The 17,400-nt window shown below is 69.3% G+C and carries 12 protein-coding genes; 2 read left to right on the top strand and 10 right to left on the bottom strand.

Annotation, left to right across the window (positions count from 1 at the left end; translation table 11 throughout):
* Nucleotides 1-137 precede the first annotated feature (137 nt).
* Both ASD33_RS11080 and ASD33_RS11085 read left to right on the top strand, forming a co-directional pair.
* Nucleotides 138-1,352, top strand: coding sequence for an acetyl-CoA C-acyltransferase (locus tag ASD33_RS11080; protein ID WP_056557383.1), 1,215 nt, complete (start codon nt 138-140; stop codon nt 1,350-1,352).
* Nucleotides 1,349-3,487, top strand: a complete 2,139-nt coding sequence (locus ASD33_RS11085; RefSeq protein WP_056557385.1) for a 3-hydroxyacyl-CoA dehydrogenase NAD-binding domain-containing protein — start codon at nt 1,349-1,351, stop codon at nt 3,485-3,487. The genes ASD33_RS11080 and ASD33_RS11085 overlap by 4 nt, the downstream gene beginning before the upstream one ends.
* A 130-nt stretch (nt 3,488-3,617) precedes the next feature.
* Here ASD33_RS11085 and ASD33_RS11090 read toward each other — a convergent pair whose 3' ends face one another.
* The 10 genes from ASD33_RS11090 to ngcE form a co-directional block, all read right to left on the bottom strand.
* Nucleotides 3,618-4,697, bottom strand: a complete 1,080-nt coding sequence (locus tag ASD33_RS11090) for a hypothetical protein (RefSeq protein ID WP_056557386.1) — start codon at nt 4,695-4,697, stop codon at nt 3,618-3,620.
* A gap of 99 nt (nt 4,698-4,796) precedes the next feature.
* Nucleotides 4,797-6,275 (bottom strand): amino acid permease, encoded by a 1,479-nt coding sequence (locus tag ASD33_RS11095; protein ID WP_056557388.1) that lies wholly within the window; start codon nt 6,273-6,275, stop codon nt 4,797-4,799.
* A 155-nt stretch (nt 6,276-6,430) separates the two neighbouring features.
* Nucleotides 6,431-8,350, bottom strand: a complete 1,920-nt coding sequence (gene dxs, locus ASD33_RS11100) for a 1-deoxy-D-xylulose-5-phosphate synthase (RefSeq protein ID WP_056557390.1) — start codon at nt 8,348-8,350, stop codon at nt 6,431-6,433.
* 233 nt (nt 8,351-8,583) lie between these two features.
* The gene (locus ASD33_RS11105; RefSeq protein WP_056557391.1) at nt 8,584-9,885 is read right to left on the bottom strand and encodes an ABC transporter permease; all 1,302 of its coding nucleotides are present in this window, start codon (nt 9,883-9,885) and stop codon (nt 8,584-8,586) included.
* A complete protein-coding gene (locus ASD33_RS11110; RefSeq protein WP_015037000.1) occupies nt 9,882-10,670 on the bottom strand; it encodes an ATP-binding cassette domain-containing protein in 789 nt (262 codons plus the stop codon). The genes ASD33_RS11105 and ASD33_RS11110 overlap by 4 nt, the downstream gene beginning before the upstream one ends.
* A gap of 276 nt (nt 10,671-10,946) precedes the next feature.
* A complete protein-coding gene (locus ASD33_RS11115) occupies nt 10,947-12,011 on the bottom strand; it encodes a substrate-binding domain-containing protein (protein WP_056557392.1) in 1,065 nt (354 codons plus the stop codon).
* Nucleotides 12,012-12,133: 122 nt separating this feature from the next.
* Nucleotides 12,134-13,345, bottom strand: a complete 1,212-nt coding sequence (locus ASD33_RS11120; protein ID WP_056557393.1) for an ROK family transcriptional regulator — start codon at nt 13,343-13,345, stop codon at nt 12,134-12,136.
* A 192-nt stretch (nt 13,346-13,537) separates the two neighbouring features.
* Nucleotides 13,538-14,476, bottom strand: a complete 939-nt coding sequence (locus ASD33_RS11125; protein WP_056557394.1) for a carbohydrate ABC transporter permease — start codon at nt 14,474-14,476, stop codon at nt 13,538-13,540.
* Nucleotides 14,476-15,405 carry a sugar ABC transporter permease gene (locus ASD33_RS11130; RefSeq protein WP_056557396.1) on the bottom strand — a complete coding sequence of 310 codons (930 nt, stop codon included), beginning with the start codon at nt 15,403-15,405 and terminating at the stop codon, nt 14,476-14,478. Before ASD33_RS11130 ends, ASD33_RS11125 begins: the two co-directional genes overlap by 1 nt.
* Nucleotides 15,406-15,511: 106 nt before the next feature.
* Nucleotides 15,512-16,954 (bottom strand): N-acetylglucosamine/diacetylchitobiose ABC transporter substrate-binding protein, encoded by a 1,443-nt coding sequence (gene ngcE, locus ASD33_RS11135; protein ID WP_056557400.1) that lies wholly within the window; start codon nt 16,952-16,954, stop codon nt 15,512-15,514.
* Nucleotides 16,955-17,400 lie beyond the last annotated feature (446 nt).

A 17,400-nucleotide genomic window follows, 5' to 3' on the forward strand; every position in this document is an offset into this window, starting at 1 on the left:
CTTCGCGGATGTGACCTTCGCCGCTTGGCCCCCAGGGACTGGGCAGCTTGGTTACCCGCAAGTAGCATGGGGGGAGCAAGCGCGCGCTTAGGTGCGTGCCGCAGCAGTGCCATCCCGCACCCTGGAGGAGAGCCATCGTGCCTCGTACCGTCAGGGACGTCGTCTTCGTCGACGGCGTCCGCACCCCGTTCGGCAAGGCGGGCCCGAAGGGCATCTACCACGAGACCCGCGCCGACGACCTCGTCGTCAAGGCCATCAGGGAGCTGCTGCGCCGCAACCCGGGCCTCGACCCCGCGAAGATCGACGAGGTCGCCATCGCCGCGACCACGCAGATCGGTGACCAGGGTCTGACCCTCGGCCGCACGGCGGGCATCCTCGCCGGGCTGCCGCAGTCGGTGCCGGGCTACTCCATCGACCGCATGTGCGCCGGTGCGCTCACCGCCGTCACCTCGGTCGCCGGTTCGATCGCCTTCGGCGCGTACGACGCCGTGATCGCCGGTGGCGTCGAGCACATGGGCCGTCACCCCATGGGCGAGGGCGTCGACCCGAACCCGCGGTTCGTCAGCGAGAAGCTGGTCGACGAGTCCGCCCTCTTCATGGGCATGACCGCCGAGAACCTGCACGACCGCTACCCGAGCATCACCAAGCAGCGCGCCGACGAGTACGCCGTGCGCTCGCAGGAGAAGGCCGCCAAGGCGTACGCCGACGGCAAGATCCAGCAGGACCTGGTGCCGATCTCGGTCCGCCGCACCGACGCCTCCACCGGTGAGACCGGCTGGGGCCTGGTCACCGCCGACGAGCCGATGCGTCCGGGCACCACGCTGGAGTCGCTGGCCGGGCTGAAGACGCCGTTCCGCGTCCACGGCAACGTCACCGCGGGCAACGCGGCCGGTCTCAACGACGGCGCCACCGCCTCGATCATCGCCTCCGAGGACTTCGCCCGCGAGCACGACCTCCCGGTGAAGATGCGCCTGGTCTCGTACGCCTTCGCCGGCGTCGAGCCCGAGGTCATGGGCTACGGCCCGATCCCGGCGACCGAGAAGGCCCTCGCGAAGGCCGGTCTGTCCATCGAGGACATCGACCTCTTCGAGATCAACGAGGCCTTCGCGGTCCAGGTCCTCGCCTTCCTGGAGCACTACGGCATCGCCGACGACGACGCCCGCGTCAACCAGTACGGCGGCGCCATCGCCTACGGTCACCCGCTCGCCTCCTCCGGCGTCCGTCTGATGACGCAGCTGGCCCGCCAGTTCGAGGAGAACCCGCAGGTCCGCTACGGCCTCAACACGATGTGCGTCGGCTTCGGCATGGGCGCCACGGTCATCTGGGAAAACCCCCACTGGGAGGGCAAGTGAGCACCACCGCCGAGCTTCTGAAGGGCGCCGCGGAGCTCTTCCCGGACGAGGTCGTCACCTCGGCCCACGTACGGCACTTCGAACTGCCCGCGGGTGCGGGCCGGTTCGCGCTGATCACGCTGGACAACGGCTTCGACCACACCAAGCCGACCACCTTCGGCCCGCAGTCGCTCGCCAACCTGAACACGGCGATCGACCAGGTCGAGGCCGAGGCCGCCAACGGTGAGATCACCGGCGTCGGCATCACCGGCAAGCCGTTCATCTTCGCCGTCGGCGCCGACCTCAAGGGCGTCGAGCTGCTGCGCAAGCACGACGAGGCGCTCGCCATCGGCAAGGGCGGCCACGACGTCTTCAAGCGTCTCTCCGCGCTCGCCGTGCCGACCTTCGCGTACTACAACGGCGCGGCCATGGGCGGCGGTGTCGAGGTCGGTCTGCACTGCACCTACCGCACCGTCTCCAAGGCCCTCCCGGCGTTCTCGCTGCCCGAGGTCTTCCTCGGTCTGGTTCCCGGCTGGGGCGGCTGCGCCCTTCTGCCGAACCTGATCGGCGCCGAGAAGGCCGTCTCGGTCATCATCGAGAACTCGCTGAACCAGAACCGCCAGCTCAAGGGCAAGCAGGTCTTCGAGCTCGGCATCGCCGACGCGCTGTTCGAGGGCGCCGACTTCCTGGAGCAGTCGCTGATCTGGACGGCCTCCGTCCTGAACGGCTCCGTGACCGTCGAGCGCCCCGAGATCGACCGCGGCGAGGGCTGGGACCAGGCCGTCGCCAAGGGCCGTCTCGTCGCCGACTCCAAGGTGCACGGCGCCGCGCCGGCCGCCTACCGCGCCCTCGACATCATCGAGGCCGCCAAGGACGGCGACCTGCAGAAGGGCTTCGACGCCGAGGACCAGGCCCTCGCGGACCTGATCATGGGCGGCGAGCTGCGCTCCGGCATCTACGCCTTCAACCTGGTGCAGAAGCGCGGCAAGCGCCCCGCCGGTGCCCCGGACAAGTCGCTGGCCCGCCCGGTCACCAAGGTCGGTGTCGTCGGCGCCGGTCTGATGGCCTCCCAGCTGGCCCTGCTCTTCCTGCGCCGCCTGGAGGTGCCGGTCGTCCTGACCGACATCGACCAGGAGCGGATCGACAAGGGCGTGGGCTACGTCCACGGCGAGATCGAGAAGCTGCTCGGCAAGGGCCGCATCAACCAGGACAAGGCCAACCGCCTCAAGGGCCTGGTCTCCGGTGTCCTGGACAAGGCCGAGGGCTTCGCGGACGCGGACTTCATCATCGAGGCCGTGTTCGAGGAGATGGGCGTCAAGCAGCAGGTGTTCGCGGAGGTCGAGGCGGTCGCCCCGGCGCACGCGATCCTCGCCACCAACACCTCCTCGCTGTCCGTCTCGGAGATGGCCTCCAAGCTCCGGCACCCGGAGCGCGTGGTCGGCTTCCACTTCTTCAACCCGGTCGCGATCCTCCCGCTCCTGGAGATCGTCCGCGGCGAGAAGACGGACGACGCCTCGCTCGCCACCGCCTTCGGTGTCGCGAAGAAGCTGAAGAAGACTGCGGTCCTGACGAAGGACGCCCCGGCGTTCGTCGTGAACCGCATCCTGACCCGCTTCATGGGCGAGATCCAGAACGTCATCGACGAGGGCACCTCGGTCGAGACGGCCGAGAAGGCCATCGAGCCCCTCGGTCTGCCGATGTCGCCGCTGGTGCTCCTGGAGCTCGTCGGCCCGGCGATCGGTCTGCACGTCTCCGAGACCCTGAACCGCTCCTTCCCGGAGCGCTTCACCGTCTCGCCGAACCTCAAGCGCGTCGTCGAGGCCGGCAAGCGCGGCTTCTACGTCTACAACGCGGAGAACGGCTTCAAGCCGGAGCTCGACCCGGAGGTCGCCGCGCTTCTCGTCCAGGGCGACTCCGTCCTGACGGAGGAGCAGGTCCGCGAGCGCGTCCTGGACGCGGTGGCTCAGGAGATCGGCCTGATGCTGGAGGAGGGTGTCGTCGCCGAGGCGCAGGACATCGACCTCTGCCTGATCACGGGCGCGGGCTGGCCCTTCCACCTGGGCGGCATCACGCCGTACCTGGACCGCGAGGGCGTCTCCGAGCGCGTCAACGGCAAGCCCTTCCTCGCGCAGGGCGTGGCGAGCGTCCCGGCGTAACCACCCCTCAGGGCGCACGCGAACGGCCCCGGCACCTTCTCCAGGTGCCGGGGCCGTTCCCGTGTTCCGGGGAGGCACGGGGGGCGGGGGGCGACGGGGGCGGGGCGCCCCCGTCACGGGGTGCGGCGGGTCACCCTATGGAGCGCCAGCCCTCCAGGAGGAGTCCCTCCGCCGCCGCCTTCTGCCGGGTGGTGATCAGCTGGACGCCGCCGACCAGGGCCATCGCGACGAGCCGCCCGTCGAGGCCCCGGGTGAGGACGGTCGCGAGCTCGCCCTGCGCGTCCCCGGTCTCCGACCACGCGATGCCGTCGGTCTCCCGCTCGCTCGGGTAGGCCGCGAGGGCGAGCCGGCCGTCGGAGGACTGCTGGGCGAGGACCGTGCAGTCGAAGCCGTCGATGAGGCAGCGGGTGGCGGCGAGCCGGCCGGTGCCGACCGCGTCGCCGACGGCCGTCGGCTCCAGGGAGCGGCCCGGCGACCAGGCGCGGACCTTGCCCGCCTTGTCGACGTAGAACAGCGTCACGTGCCCGGAGGGGCCGGTCACGGCCGTCAGGGTGCCGAAGGTGACCTCGGCGGGCAGCACGTCCTGGCGGACCGGGCGGGCGCCCGGCTCCTCCTGGACGTAGCGCAGCAGGCCCTTGTCGGTGGCGGTGAGGAGCTCGACGCGCCCCTCGCCGTTGACGACGGCCACCGGGGAGGGGTCGGTGCCCCAGCCGTGCAGGTCCCACCAGGGGTGCCAGCCGCCGGCGTCCTTCTGGGCGCGGACGCTCAGTCCGCCGCCGCCGTTCCGCACGAAGGCGTACGCGCGGCCCTGGGCGTCCACCGCGACGGACGGGTTGCCCGTCCACGGCCCCTTGCCGTTGGAGTGGCCGATCGAGCGCCAGGCGGCCGCCGGGCGGCCCGTCTGGAACTGGACGCTGTGGACCAGCTCGACGTGTCCCTCTCCCCCGGTGGTGGGCCGCAGGCCGACGAGGTGGACGTACCGGTCGGCGCCCTGGCCGACCGCGAGGAAGGAGGTGAGTCCGTCGCCGCCGAGCGAGTCGGGCCCGCTCCAGCTGCCGTCCGGCTGCTCGGTCCAGCGCACCACCTCCCCGTCCCGGGGCAGGTACGCGCTGAACCTGCCCTCCTCTCCTCTGGTCAGCCAGGCGCCCTGGAGCTGGGGGGCGGTGGCGCCGTGGGAGCGGGCAGCGGGGACCTGGGATCGATTCGCCATGGGGGGATCCAGCACTCCGGTCGTCGGAAGGAGTTCGGGTACGAGCCGACTGTAGTCGCCCTCCCGAACCCTCCCTTCCGCGCCTTCGGCATCGGCCGCTCAGTACCGGGATTCGCCGCCCGCGCGCCCGAGCCGACTGTGACCGCGCCCGTACAGGAAGTACACGACGAAGCCGATCACCATCCATACGGCGAAGCGGAACCAGGTCTCGCCGGGCAGGTTGAGCATCAGCCAGACCGAGGCGGCGATGGAGAGGATCGGCAGGAAGGGCACCCAGGGGGTGCGGAAGGCCCGCGGCAGGTCGGGGCGGGTGCGGCGGAGCACCATGACGCCGACGGCGACCACGACGAAGGCGAAGAGCGTGCCGATGTTCACCAGGGTGGCGAGCTCGTTGATGCTGGTGAAGCCGGCGACGACGGCGATGATCGCGCCGAGCAGGATGGTGGGCCGGTACGGGGTCCTGAAGCGCGGGTGCGTCTTGGAGAAGAAGCGCGGCAGCAGGCCGTCGCGGCTCATCGCGAAGAACACCCGGGTCTGGCCGAGGAGCAGGATCAGACAGACCGTGGTGAGGCCGATGGCGGCGCCGAAGCTGATCACGCCCGCGTAGAAGGGGTGTCCGGCGGCTTTGAAGGCATCGGCGAGCGGGGCGCTCACGGACAGCTCGGTGTAGTGCTGCATTCCGGTGACGACCAGGGCGACGGCCACGTAGAGCACGGTGCAGATGAGGAGCGAGCCGAGGATGCCCCGGGGCATGTCCCGCTGCGGCAGCTTGGTCTCCTCGGCGGCGGTGGCGACGACGTCGAAGCCGATGAAGGCGAAGAAGACGACGGAGGCGGCGGTGAAGATGCCCATGACGCCGAAGTTCGTCGGTTCGTACCCGAACATCAGCTGGACCAGCGGTTCGTTCCAGCCGGAGCCGCCGCCGGGCGGGGTGACGGCCGGCGGGATGAAGGGCTTGTAGTTGTCGCCGACGATGAAGAACAGGCCCGCGACGATCACGATCATCACCACGGTCACCTTGATCGCGACGACGACGGCGGTGATCCGGGCGGAGAGCTTCATGCCCAGGACGAGGACCACGGTGAGCACGAGGACCAGCAGGAAGGCCAGGATGTCGAAGGTGCCGCCCGGGATGTCGGGCCCTTCGAGCGCGGCCGGCAGATGCCAGCCGATGTTGTCCATCAGGGATCTGACGTAGCCGGACCAGCCGACGGCGACCACCGCCGTACCGAGGGCGAACTCCAGGACGAGGTCCCAGCCGATGATCCAGGCGGGCAGCTCGCCGATGGAGGCGTACGCGAAGGTGTACGCCGATCCGGCCACCGGCACCGTCGAGGCGAACTCGGCGTAGCAGAGGGCGGCCAGGGCGCAGACGATGCCCGCGGCGACGAAGGCGAGGGCGGTGGCCGGCCCGGCGTTCTCCTTCGCGACCTTGCCGGTCAGGACGAAGATGCCGGTGCCGATGATGACGCCGACGCCGAACACCGTCAGGTCCCAGGCGGACAGGGACTTCCGGAGCGCGTGCTCCGGTTCCTCCGTGTCGCGGATCGACTGCTCGACGGACTTGGTCCGGAACATTCCCATGTTGGCGCGTGGCCGCTGGTCCGTGCTCACGTGGTACCTCCTGCCGGGGGACTGCCCGTCCTGTGGTCAGAATGCACGCGAAAGGGCCGGTCGGCACTCCGAAGAGTGAGCCGACCGGCCCAAAGGTGACGCGGGGTCACGAGGGTCCGTCAGTCGCGGGCGGGCTCCACGGCCTGCGCGCTGTTCTCGAACCTGCCGTCGAGCCGCGAGACCAGACCGGTGACCTGGCGGGCGACGTCGGGGGCGGTCAGGCCGATCTCGGCCAGGACCTCGCCGCGGGAGGCGTGGTCGAGGAAGCGCGGCGGGATGCCGAAGTCACGCAGCGGCACGTCCACGCCCGCGTCGCGGAGCGCCTGGGCGACGGCGGAGCCGACACCGCCGACGCGGCTGTTGTCCTCGACCGTGACGACGACCCGGTGGCGCTCGGCGAGCGGGGCGAGGGCCTCGTCGACCGGCTTGACCCAGCGGGGGTCGACGACGGTGGTGGAGATGCCCTGGCGGTCGAGCAGGTCGGCGATCTCCAGGCACATGGGCGCCAGGGCGCCCACGGAGACCAGGAGGACGTCCGGCCGGTCGGAGCCGGGCTCGCGGAGCACGTCCATGCCGCCGACGCGGCGCAGGGCGGGGACGGCGGGGCCGACGGCGCCCTTGGAGAAGCGGACCACGGTGGGGGCGTCGGTGACCTCGACGGCCTCGCGGAGCTGGGCGCGGACCTGGTCGGCGTCGCGCGGGGCGGCGAGCCGCAGGCCGGGGACGACCTGGAGGATCGACATGTCCCACATGCCGTTGTGGGAGGCGCCGTCGGTGCCGGTGACACCGGCCCGGTCCAGGACGAAGGTGACGCCGCACTTGTGCAGGGCCACGTCCATCAGGACCTGGTCGAAGGCGCGGTTGAGGAAGGTCGCGTACACCGCGAAGACCGGGTGCAGTCCGCCGGTGGCGAGGCCGGCGGCGGAGACCGCGGCGTGCTGCTCGGCGATGCCGACGTCGAAGACCCGCTCGGGGAAGGCCTTGGCGAACTTGTCGAGGCCGACGGGCTGGAGCATGGCCGCCGTGATGGCGACGATGTCCGCGCGCTCCTTGCCGAGCTCCACCATCTCCTGGCCGAAGACCGAGGTCCAGTCGGCGCCGGAGGAGGCGATGGGCAGGCCGGTGTCGGGGTGGATCTTGCCGACGGCGTGGAAGCGGTCGGCCTCGTCCTGGAGGGCGGGCTGGTAGCCGCGGCCCTTCTCGGTGAGGCAGTGGACGATCACGGGGCCGCCGAAGCGCTTGGCGCGCGTCAGGGCGGACTCCAGGGCCTCGATGTCGTGGCCGTCGATGGGGCCGACGTACTTGAGGCCGAGGTCCTCGAACATGCCCTGCGGGGCGATGAAGTCCTTGAGGCCCTTCTTGGCGCCGTGCAGGGTCTCGTAGAGCGGCTTCCCGACGACCGGGGTGCGCTCCAGGATGTCCTTGCCGCGGGCGAGGAAGCGCTCGTAGCCGTCGGTGGTGCGCAGGGTGGCCAGGTGGTTGGCGAGGCCGCCGATGGTGGGCGCGTAGGAGCGCTCGTTGTCGTTGACGACGATCACGAGCGGGCGGTCCTTGGCGGCGGCGATGTTGTTCAGCGCCTCCCAGGCCATGCCGCCGGTGAGGGCGCCGTCGCCGATGACCGCGACGACGTGGTCGTCCTTCTTCAGGACCTCGTTGGCCTTGGCGAGGCCGTCGGCCCAGCCGAGGACCGTCGAGGCGTGCGAGTTCTCGATGACGTCGTGCTCGGACTCGGCCTGCGAGGGGTAGCCGGAGAGGCCGCCCTTCATCTTGAGCTTCGAGAAGTCCTGTCGCCCGGTGAGGAGCTTGTGGACGTAGCTCTGGTGGCCGGTGTCCCAGAGGACCTTGTCCTTCGGGGAGTCGAACACGCGGTGCAGGGCGATGGTCAGCTCGACCACGCCGAGGTTGGGCCCGAGGTGCCCGCCGGTCTTGGAGACGGCGTCCACGAGGAACGTCCTGATCTCGTCGGCCAGCTGGTCCAGCTGTTCCGGGGAGAGCCGGTCCAGATCTCGCGGTCCCCTGATACGGGTCAGCAGAGCCACCCGTGCCTCCTTGCGTTTGAGCTGGTCGAGCTTGCCGATTTGTCGAGTCTAATGTTCCGTCTTGGATCGTGGGCATCGGGCCGGGGAGTGAGGCGTCACCCTCACGGCCTACAAGCCGCTGATCTGTACGGCTCTGTACGCGCGTGCGTACTGCTCCGTACGCGCCGGTGCACTCCCCCGGACGCGCCGGAGCCCGGCACCGGTTTCGCGGTGCCGGGCCGGTGTGACGGGTGTTACGCGCGTCCCGCCGTCTTCTGCGTCTTGCGCGAGACCGAGTCGATGATCACGGCGATGAGCAGGACCGCTCCGGTGATCATGTACTGGATCGCGTTCGAGGACAGGTTCATCTGGTTGAGGCCCTGGACGATCGACTGGATGACCAGGATGCCGAGGAGCGCCGACCAGACCTTGCCGCGTCCGCCGAACAGGGACGTACCGCCGATGACGGCCGCCGCGATGCACATCATCAGCTGGTTGCCGCCGCCGAGGGAGCGGTCGGCGCCGCCGGTCGCGGAGGCGAGGAACAGACCGCCGATGGCGCCCATGGTGCCGGAGATCATGAAGACCGAGATCCGGATCCAGGAGACGTTGATGCCGGCGCGGCGGGCGGCCTCGATGCCGCCGCCGACCGCGAAGACCTGGCGGCCGTACGTGGTGCGGCGGAGCACGAAGTCGGTGACGAGCAGGATCACCAGGAAGATCACCAGGGAGAGCGGCAGGCCCTGCTCCTGGTTGAAGCCGTACGCGGCGACGAGGACCAGGACCGCGAGGACGGCGGTGCGCAGGATGATCTCGCTCTGCGGGCGGTGCGGCAGCTCGGCGGCCCTGCGGCGGCGCGAGTCGCGCAGCTGGGCGAGGTAGAAGGCGGCGACGACGACCACGGCGAGGCCGTAGGCGGCGGCGACGTCGGAGAAGTAGTACTTCGTGAGGTCGCCGACGAAGCTGCCGATCGGGGTGGGGATGGTGGACTTGTCGCCCATCACCCAGGTCTGCAGTCCGGCCCAGCCGAGGAAGCCGGCCAGGGTGACGACGAAGGCGGGGACGCCGATCTTGGCGAAGACCAGGCCGTGGAAGGCGCCGAGCAGGGTGCCGGACAGGATGCCGAGGAGGATCGCGAGACCGTCCGGCATGTCCGTGCCGAGGACGCCCCAGACCGAGCCGGCCAGACCCGCGACGGATCCTACGGCGAGGTCGATCTCGCCGAGCAGCAGGACGAAGACGATGCCGACGGCCATGATGCCGGGGCCGACCGCGTACAGCGTGATCTGGTCGAGGTTGTACGAGGTGATGAAGTTGCCGGTGAGGGCCTGGAAGACGATGCCGATGACGATCAGACCGACCACGACGGGCAGCGAGCCGATCTCACCGGAGCGGATCTTGCGCTTGAACTCCTCGACGTAGCCCTTGAAGCCCTGCTCGCGGACGAGGAGGCGGGGGTCGACGGCGGGGATCGCGGCGGCGGCCGGGGCCTCCACGCTCGTCCGGGGGTCGGGCACGGCGGCCTGGTCGCTCGCGGCGGGAGGGGTCTTGCTCACTTCGCTACCTCCGCGTTGCGGGCCTGGCGGCGGGTCACGGCGTTGTCCGTGGCACCGGTGATCGCGGCGATGATCTCTTCGTGCGTGGTGGTGGCCACCGGGAAGGTGCCGTTGTTACGGCCCAGGCGCAGCACGGCCACGGTGTCGGCGACGGCCTTCACGTCGGCCATGTTGTGGCTGATGAGGATGACGCCGAGGCCCTGCTCGCGCAGCCGCTCGACCAGGTCGAGGACCTGGGCGGTCTGCTCGACGCCGAGGGCGGCGGTCGGCTCGTCGAGGATCACGATCTTGGGGTCGCCGACCAGGGCGCGCGCGATGGCGACGACCTGCCGCTGGCCGCCGGAGAGGGCGGCGACGGGGATGCGGACGCTGGGGATGCGGATGGAGAGGGTGGAGAGGAGGTCCTTGGCCCGCTTCTCCATGGCGACCTCGTCGAGGACGCCGCCCTTCTTGATCTCGCGGCCGAGGAACAGGTTGGCGACGACGTCGAGGTTGTCGCAGAGGGCGAGGTCCTGGTAGACGGTCGCGACGCCGAGGTTCTGGGAGTCGTGCGGCCGCTGGATCTCGACGCGCTCGCCCTCCCACTCGATGACGCCCTCGTCGATCGGGTGCACGCCGGCGATCGTCTTGACCAGCGTGGACTTTCCCGCTCCGTTGTCGCCGACGAGCGCGACGACCTCTCCTGCGTGGACTTCGAGATCGACACCGGAGAGGACCTGGACCGCTCCGAACCGCTTGAAGATCCCACGCAACGCCAGCACGGGCGTCTGGGACACGTGAACCAACTCCTTCGCCGCCCGCGGGCGGCGGCAATGGCGCGCCGCCGGTGCGGCGCCGAAGTTTCGAGGGGGGCTGGGCTCGTCCGGCCCCCGGACCGACAGCGGGGTCTGGGTCGGCCGGGGGCCGGACGGGCTTGGGGCGGATCCGGGCGTCGTGCGCGCGCCTTGTTACCGGGGGTCTTCACCCTCTGTACTCGGGGCGGCGGCGCCCTCTTCCGGGGCGCTCACGCGCGGATCCGTGGCGCCGGGCCCTCGCGGGGCCCGGCAGGGGGGTGACCCGGCCTACTTGATGCCCAGCGCGGTGCACTTGGCGGCGAGGTCCGAGGTGCAGAGGTCGGCGGCCTTGTAGATGCCGTCCTGGACGACCGTGGACTGGATGTTGGTCTTGTCGACCACCACCGGGGCGAAGAGCGTCGACGGCACGCCGTCGGTCGCGCCCTGGGCGCCCAGGTCCTTGCCCTGGAGCAGGTTCACCGCGAACTTGGCGGCCTCGGGGGCCAGCTGGAGCGGCGACTTGTAGATGGTGAAGGTCTGGGTGCCCGCGATGATCCGCTGGATGCCCGCGACCTCGGCGTCCTGGCCGCCCACCGGGATGTTCTTGATGCCGGCGTTCTCGAGGGAGGTGATGACACCGCCCGCCATACCGTCGTTGGCGGAGTAGACGGCGTTGATCTTGTCCTTGCCGACCGAGGAGATCGCGGCGGACATCTTCTCGCCGGCGATCTTCGGGTCCCACTCGCCGGAGGCCTCGTAGGCGATCTTGCCGACCTTGCCGTCGAGCGCGGTGTGGGCGCCCTTCTTGAACAGACCGGCGTTCGGGTCCTTCTCGTCGCCGTTGATCATCACGACGTTGGCGGTGGCGGCCTTGGTGCCGAGGGCGGCGAGGAGCGCCTGGCCCTGGAGCTCGCCGACCTTGTTGTTGTCGTGGCTGACGTAGGCGTCGGCGCCCTTGACGGCACGGTCGTACGCGACGATCTTGACGCCCTTGGCCTTGGCGTCCTTGATCCAGCCCTCGGCCTTGGTGGCGTCGACCGGGTCGAGGGCGATGACCTTGATGCCGTCGGCGATCAGCTGGTCGAACTGCTGCTTCTGCTTGACGACGTCGGAGACCGCGTTGTTGTACACGACCTCGCAGTCGCCGCACGCGGCCTTGACGGCCTTCTCGAACTGGGGCTTGTCCAGGGCCTCGTAGCGCGAGGTCTTGTTCTCCGGAAGGAGCAGGCCGATCTTGGTCGAGCTGCCCTTGTCCGCGCTGTCGTCGCCGCCGGCCTTGCCGCAGGCTGCGAGCGAGAGGGCCATCGAGACCGCGGCCGTTGCTATGACGGCACGACGCGTCACTGCGTTCATGTGGGTTTGCCTCCCTGACGAGGCCGCGACGTTGCGGCCGAGGTGGCACGAAGTCAACTCGGCCGCAACGTTGACGTCAAGAAGTAAATTCTTAACGAGATGACAACGGTGGTGTTCGTTATCTAAGTGAAGGCAAGACGCGAGGCCGGGCCCGCCGTCGGCAGCGCACTCTCCAAAAGGGTCGAATCGCCCATCTCGCTCAGCACGAGGGCCAGCGCGCCGAGCACCTCGGCGCGGCCGCCCAAGGCCCCCTGGACCAGCGACAGCTGCCGGGCGGCGCTGGGGATCGCGTACCGCGAGACGGAGTCCCTGATGGGCGTCAGGACCAGCTCCCCGGCCTCCGCGAGGTCGCCGCCGAGCACCACCCGGCTCGGGTTCAGGAGGTTGCACAGGTTGGCGATGCCGCTGCCGATGTGCCGCCCGACGTCGGCGATCACCCGGCGGCAGCCGGGGTCGCCCTCCCGGGCCAGCCGGACGACCTTCTCCATGGTCAGATCCGGGCCGTGGCCCGGCTGGAGGAGCGGCAGCACGTACCGGGCCGCGGTGAAGGTCTCCAGGCAGCCCCGGTTGCCGCAGCGGCAGACCGGGCCCGACTCGTCGAGCGTGATGTGCCCGATCTCGCCCGCGGTGCCGCCGGGCCCCCGGTAGACCCGCCCGTCGATGACGAGCCCGGCGCCGACGCCGCTGGCCACCTTGATGTACGCCAGGTCCTTGACGCCCCGCCCGCTCCCCCAGACCAGCTCGCCGAGCGCGCCGAGGTTGGCGTCGTTGTCGACGTGCACGGGGACGCCGAGCCGGCCGGACAGCTCCTCTGCGGGGTTGATGCCGCTCCAGCCCGGCAGGATCGAGGTCGACCCGAGGGTGCCGGAGGAGACGTCGATCGGTCCCGGTACGCCGAGCCCGACGCCGATCACCTTGTCCCGGCCGATGCCGGTGGTCTCGATCAGCCGGTTGACCAGCTGTTCCGCCCGGTCGAAGCCCTCGGCGGCGGAGGCGTCCACGTCCAGCGGCTCCGCCTCCTCGGCGAGCACCTGGTGGGCCAGGTTGCCGACCGCGACCCGGAGGTGCGTATGGCCGAAGTCCACGCCGATCACGATGCCCGCGTCGCCCGAGAGCGAGACGCTGCGCGCCCGCCGGCCGCCCGCCGAGGTGGGCGTGACGTCGACGGTGCCGCCGTCCTTCAGCTCCCGGACGATGTTGGAGACCGTGGCGGCGGACAGGCCCGTCGACCGGGCGATCTCCGCCTGGGTGAGCGATCCGGCCATGCGCACCGCCCGGACGACCCGTTCGAGATTGGCCCTGTGCAGCGACGTCTGCGACCCCGGAGTCTCCATCGACTCACTCACTCCCACCGTTTTCTCCAACATGTGAACTCTAAGGGGACGCTTTCGGCTTGCTCCCCGTCAAGACCTTGAGTGGCGGACGGTACGCGTCACACGGTGTGACGGAGCGCCGAAGGGCCCCCGGCGCGCGGTGCGCCGGGGGCCCTTCGGGCTCTGCGGGAGGGGCCTGCGGAGGCCCTGGGGTCACTTCACGGCGCCGGCGGTCAGACCGGCCACCACCTGCCGCTGGAAGATGATGTAGGCGGCGAGCACCGGGAGCATCGCCATCACGAGGCCGGCGAAGAGACCCGACCAGTCGCCCTTGTAACCCTGGCTGACGGCGAGCTGCACCAGGCCCTGCGAGAGCACCTTCTTCTCCGGCTCGGTGTTGAGCACGGTCGGCAGCAGGTACTGGTTCCACTGCCCGAGGAAGTTGAAGATGCCGACGCTGATGAGGCCCGGCTTGGCCATCGGCAGCATCACCTGGAAGAAGGTCCGGGTGTGCGAGGCGCCGTCCACGAAGGCCGCTTCCGCGACCGAGGTCGGCAGGGTGCGGAAGAAGGCCGTGAGGAAGAAGACGGTGAACGGCAGCGAGTACGCGATGTAGACCAGGATCAGGCCGTGCAGCGTGTTGAGCAGGGCCATGTTCTGCATGACGTAGAACAGCGGCACGAGCGCCAGGATGATCGGGAAGCTCATCCCGCCGATGAAGAGGAAGTAGATGAAGCGGCTGCCCGGGAAGTCGAAGCGGGCCAGCACGTAGGCCGCCATCGAGCCGAGGAGCAGGGTGCCGATGAGCGAGCCGCCGACCACCAGGATCGTGTTCAGGAAGTAGTCGCTCATGTGCGCTTCGGTCCAGGCGCGCGACCAGTTCTCGAAGTGCAGCTTGTCGGGCAGCGACCACGGCGAGGTGAAGATCGCCTTGTCGGTCTTGAAGGAGGTCATGACCGCCCAGAGCAGCGGTGTGACGACCATGATCGCCCAGATGATCAGGACGCCGTGCGAGAAGACGTTGAGGGTCGCGCCCTCGCTCTTGGACTCCTTGCGGGGCGCGGGCGCCGTGGTCTTGGTGACCGCGGGCCCGGGGCCGCCGGGCCCGCCGGGGGTCTCGACGCCGGTGGTGGCAGTGTCGGTCGTCTTCATCAGAACTCCAGCCGCTCGCGCCGGCCCAGCTTCGTCACGACGGCCGCGAAGGCCAGGGTGAGGACGAGGAGCGCGACACCGATGGTCGTTGCGTAGGCGGCCTGACCGTCCCGGAACGCCTTCTGGTAGACGTACAGCGGAAGGACGATGGTGGAGTAGTCGGGCCCGCCGCCGGAGGGGCCGACGGTCATGATCTGGACCACGGCGAAGGATTCCGCGCCGAGCGCGAGGATGCCCATGTAGATCCAGCCGGACTGCACGGTGTCCCAGAGCAGCGGCAGCGTGATCTTGAAGAACGTGGTGAACCGGCTGGCGCCGTCGAGCAGGGCCGCCTCGTAGAAGTCCCGCGGAATGGATGCCATGCCGGCCGAGAAGAGGACGACGAAGAATCCGACGGTGGACCAGACGAGAACCACCATCACGCAGATGAGGGCGAGGTCCGGATCGCCGAGCCAGTCGGGCTGGATGCTGCCGAGACCGACACCCTTCAAAACGGAATTGATGGCTCCGCTATTGGGGTTGTACGCGAACTGGAAGAGCAGCGCCACGATCGCGATCGACAGCACCTGCGGGAAGAAATAGACGATCTTGTAGAAAGACGATCCGCGCACACCCGCGATGGCGGCGCCCCTCCGGCGCCGACCGCCGACATTCAGCATGAAGGCGAAGAAGAGCGCGAGGCCGACGGTCACCAGCGGCAGCACCAGCGCGAGGATCAGACTGTGCTGGAACGACTTCCAGAAGATCTCGTCGTCCAGCATCCGGCTGTAGTTGTCGAATCCGACCATCCCGAATTCGGGACTCAGTCCGGTCCAGTCCGTGAACGAGTAGTAGATCGACTGGATGAACGGCCAGATGACGAAGAGCGCGTAGAGCGCGAGGGGGGCCGCCAGGAACCCCACGATGAAACGGTACTTGCCGTGTTGCATTCCTACCGACCCCGATCTTTCCCACGCCAGGCGCGCCGCTGCTGCCGCGCGCGAAGTGGCCGGGGCCCGCTCCCGGTCGGCGGGAAGGGGCCCCGGCACTGTTCCACTAGTGCTTGTAGTGCTTGATCGAGGAGTCCTTGGCCGCCTCGTCGGCGTACTTCTGGATCTTCTTGATCGTCTCGGCCGGGGTCGCACGGCCGGCCATCATCTCGCCGATGCCCGCGACGCCGATCTTCTCCTTCTGGAGGGCGACGTACCAGTCCTGCAGGCGCGGGTTGACGACGTTCTGGCCGGCCTTCGCCAGGGCCGCCACACCGGACTTGAGGCCCGGGGACAGCTCGATGCCGTCGGTGCCGCCGTTGAGGGCGGTCAGCGACTTCACGGACTGCGTGAAGTTCTTGGAGGAGGCCTCGCTGAGCATGATGCGCAGCTGCTCCATGCCGCCCTCGGCGTTGGCCGCCTTCGCGGGGACGATGAAGGGCTCGCCGCCGGCCGCCCAGATGGTGCCGAACGGCATCTTGTCCGAGGCGTCGATGCCGGTCGGGGCGTTGACCGACAGGCCGAAGTCGGCCGGCATGGTCTTCGCGGCCTCGTTCTCGACCCAGGAGCCGTTCGGGATGAACAGCGCCTTGCCCTCGGTCCAGGCGGTCTGCGACTGGATGTGGTCGAGGCCGGGCGTGCCCTTGAGGATGTAGCCCTTCTGGACGAGCTCGTAGTACGCCTCGAAGCAGGCCTTGACCGCCGGGTGCTCCCAGGCCTTCGGCTCCAGGTTGTCGATGGCGTCCAGGACCTCGCGCCCGCCGACCTTGCCGATCATCGGGTAGAGCGAGAAGGGGACGTAATACGGGTGCTTGCCCGCGTACGTCCAGCCGGCGATGCCCTTCTTCTTGGCCTTCTCGCAGACGGCCAGCATCTCGTCCCAGGTCTCCGGGTACTTCGCGTCGAGCGAGTCGAGGAGCTTCTGCGAGTACCAGACGCCGTAGACGGTGTAGGCGTAGTTGAGGATCCAGCACTGCTCGCCGTCGAACTGGCCCATCTCGACGATGCCGGGCCGCAGGGTGTCACGGACCTTCTTGGACGGGTCGTCGAGGGACGGCGCGTCGAGGAGCGGGGTGAGGTCCGCGAGCTGCTTCTGGCCGACGAGGACACCCATGTCCATCTGCTCGGCGCCCGAGTTGTCGATGAGGTCCGGCGGGTTGCCGCCGTTGAAGCGGGGCTGGAGCGTGGTGGTGATCTTCTGGGTCGGGGTGAACTTGACCTTCGCCTTGGGGTAATTGGTCTCGTAGACCTTGACCGCGTCCTTGGCGTACTGCTGTCCGAATCCGCCGTCGAAGAGGACGAAATCGAGCGGAGCCGACTCGTTCACCCCGAGCGGGTTCTTATCGGACTTCGTGCCCTTCTCGACCTTTCCGTTGCCACCGCTGTCACTGCTCGCACAGGCGGAGAGGAAGCCCATCGTCGGTACGGAGATCAGACCGATAGCGGCAGAACGCTTGATCAGATCGCGACGGCCAAGGCCCTCATTGGTGTGTGCGGAGGTGGATCCCATGCTCAAGTCCTCGCCTTCATTCAGGACTCAGGCGGTGTACCGGTCGCCCGTACTCTCGCCACAGGCGAAGGGCCCCGCCACCGCGGTCATTTGCAGCCGGGTCGTGCAGGCGTCGGGCCGTCGTGTGATGGAAACGACTGGCTGGACGCCGACAGGTATAGTCCACTTCCCTTCACCGGAGCAAGATCGTAAGCAGGTTTCGGCGGCCATCTTTCCCGAGTTGAGACCTCCGGGATAAGCAGGCGCGATCTGCGGCGTTTCGTCCAAGCATTGGCTTCGCAACACCCTTGACAGCACCTCGGAACTACCCGTACTGGAGGCGCGACACGGCACTTTCACCCGCACGAGAACACGAACGAGGCAAAGCGGGCATCCAGCCGGGATCGAAACAGTTGTGTCACAGACCCCCCGCCCGGTGAAGGTTGTGTAAGGACGATCCGGGATCA

This window comes from Streptomyces sp. Root1304 (assembly GCF_001426405.1).
Taxonomy (GTDB): Bacteria; Actinomycetota; Actinomycetes; order Streptomycetales; family Streptomycetaceae; genus Streptomyces.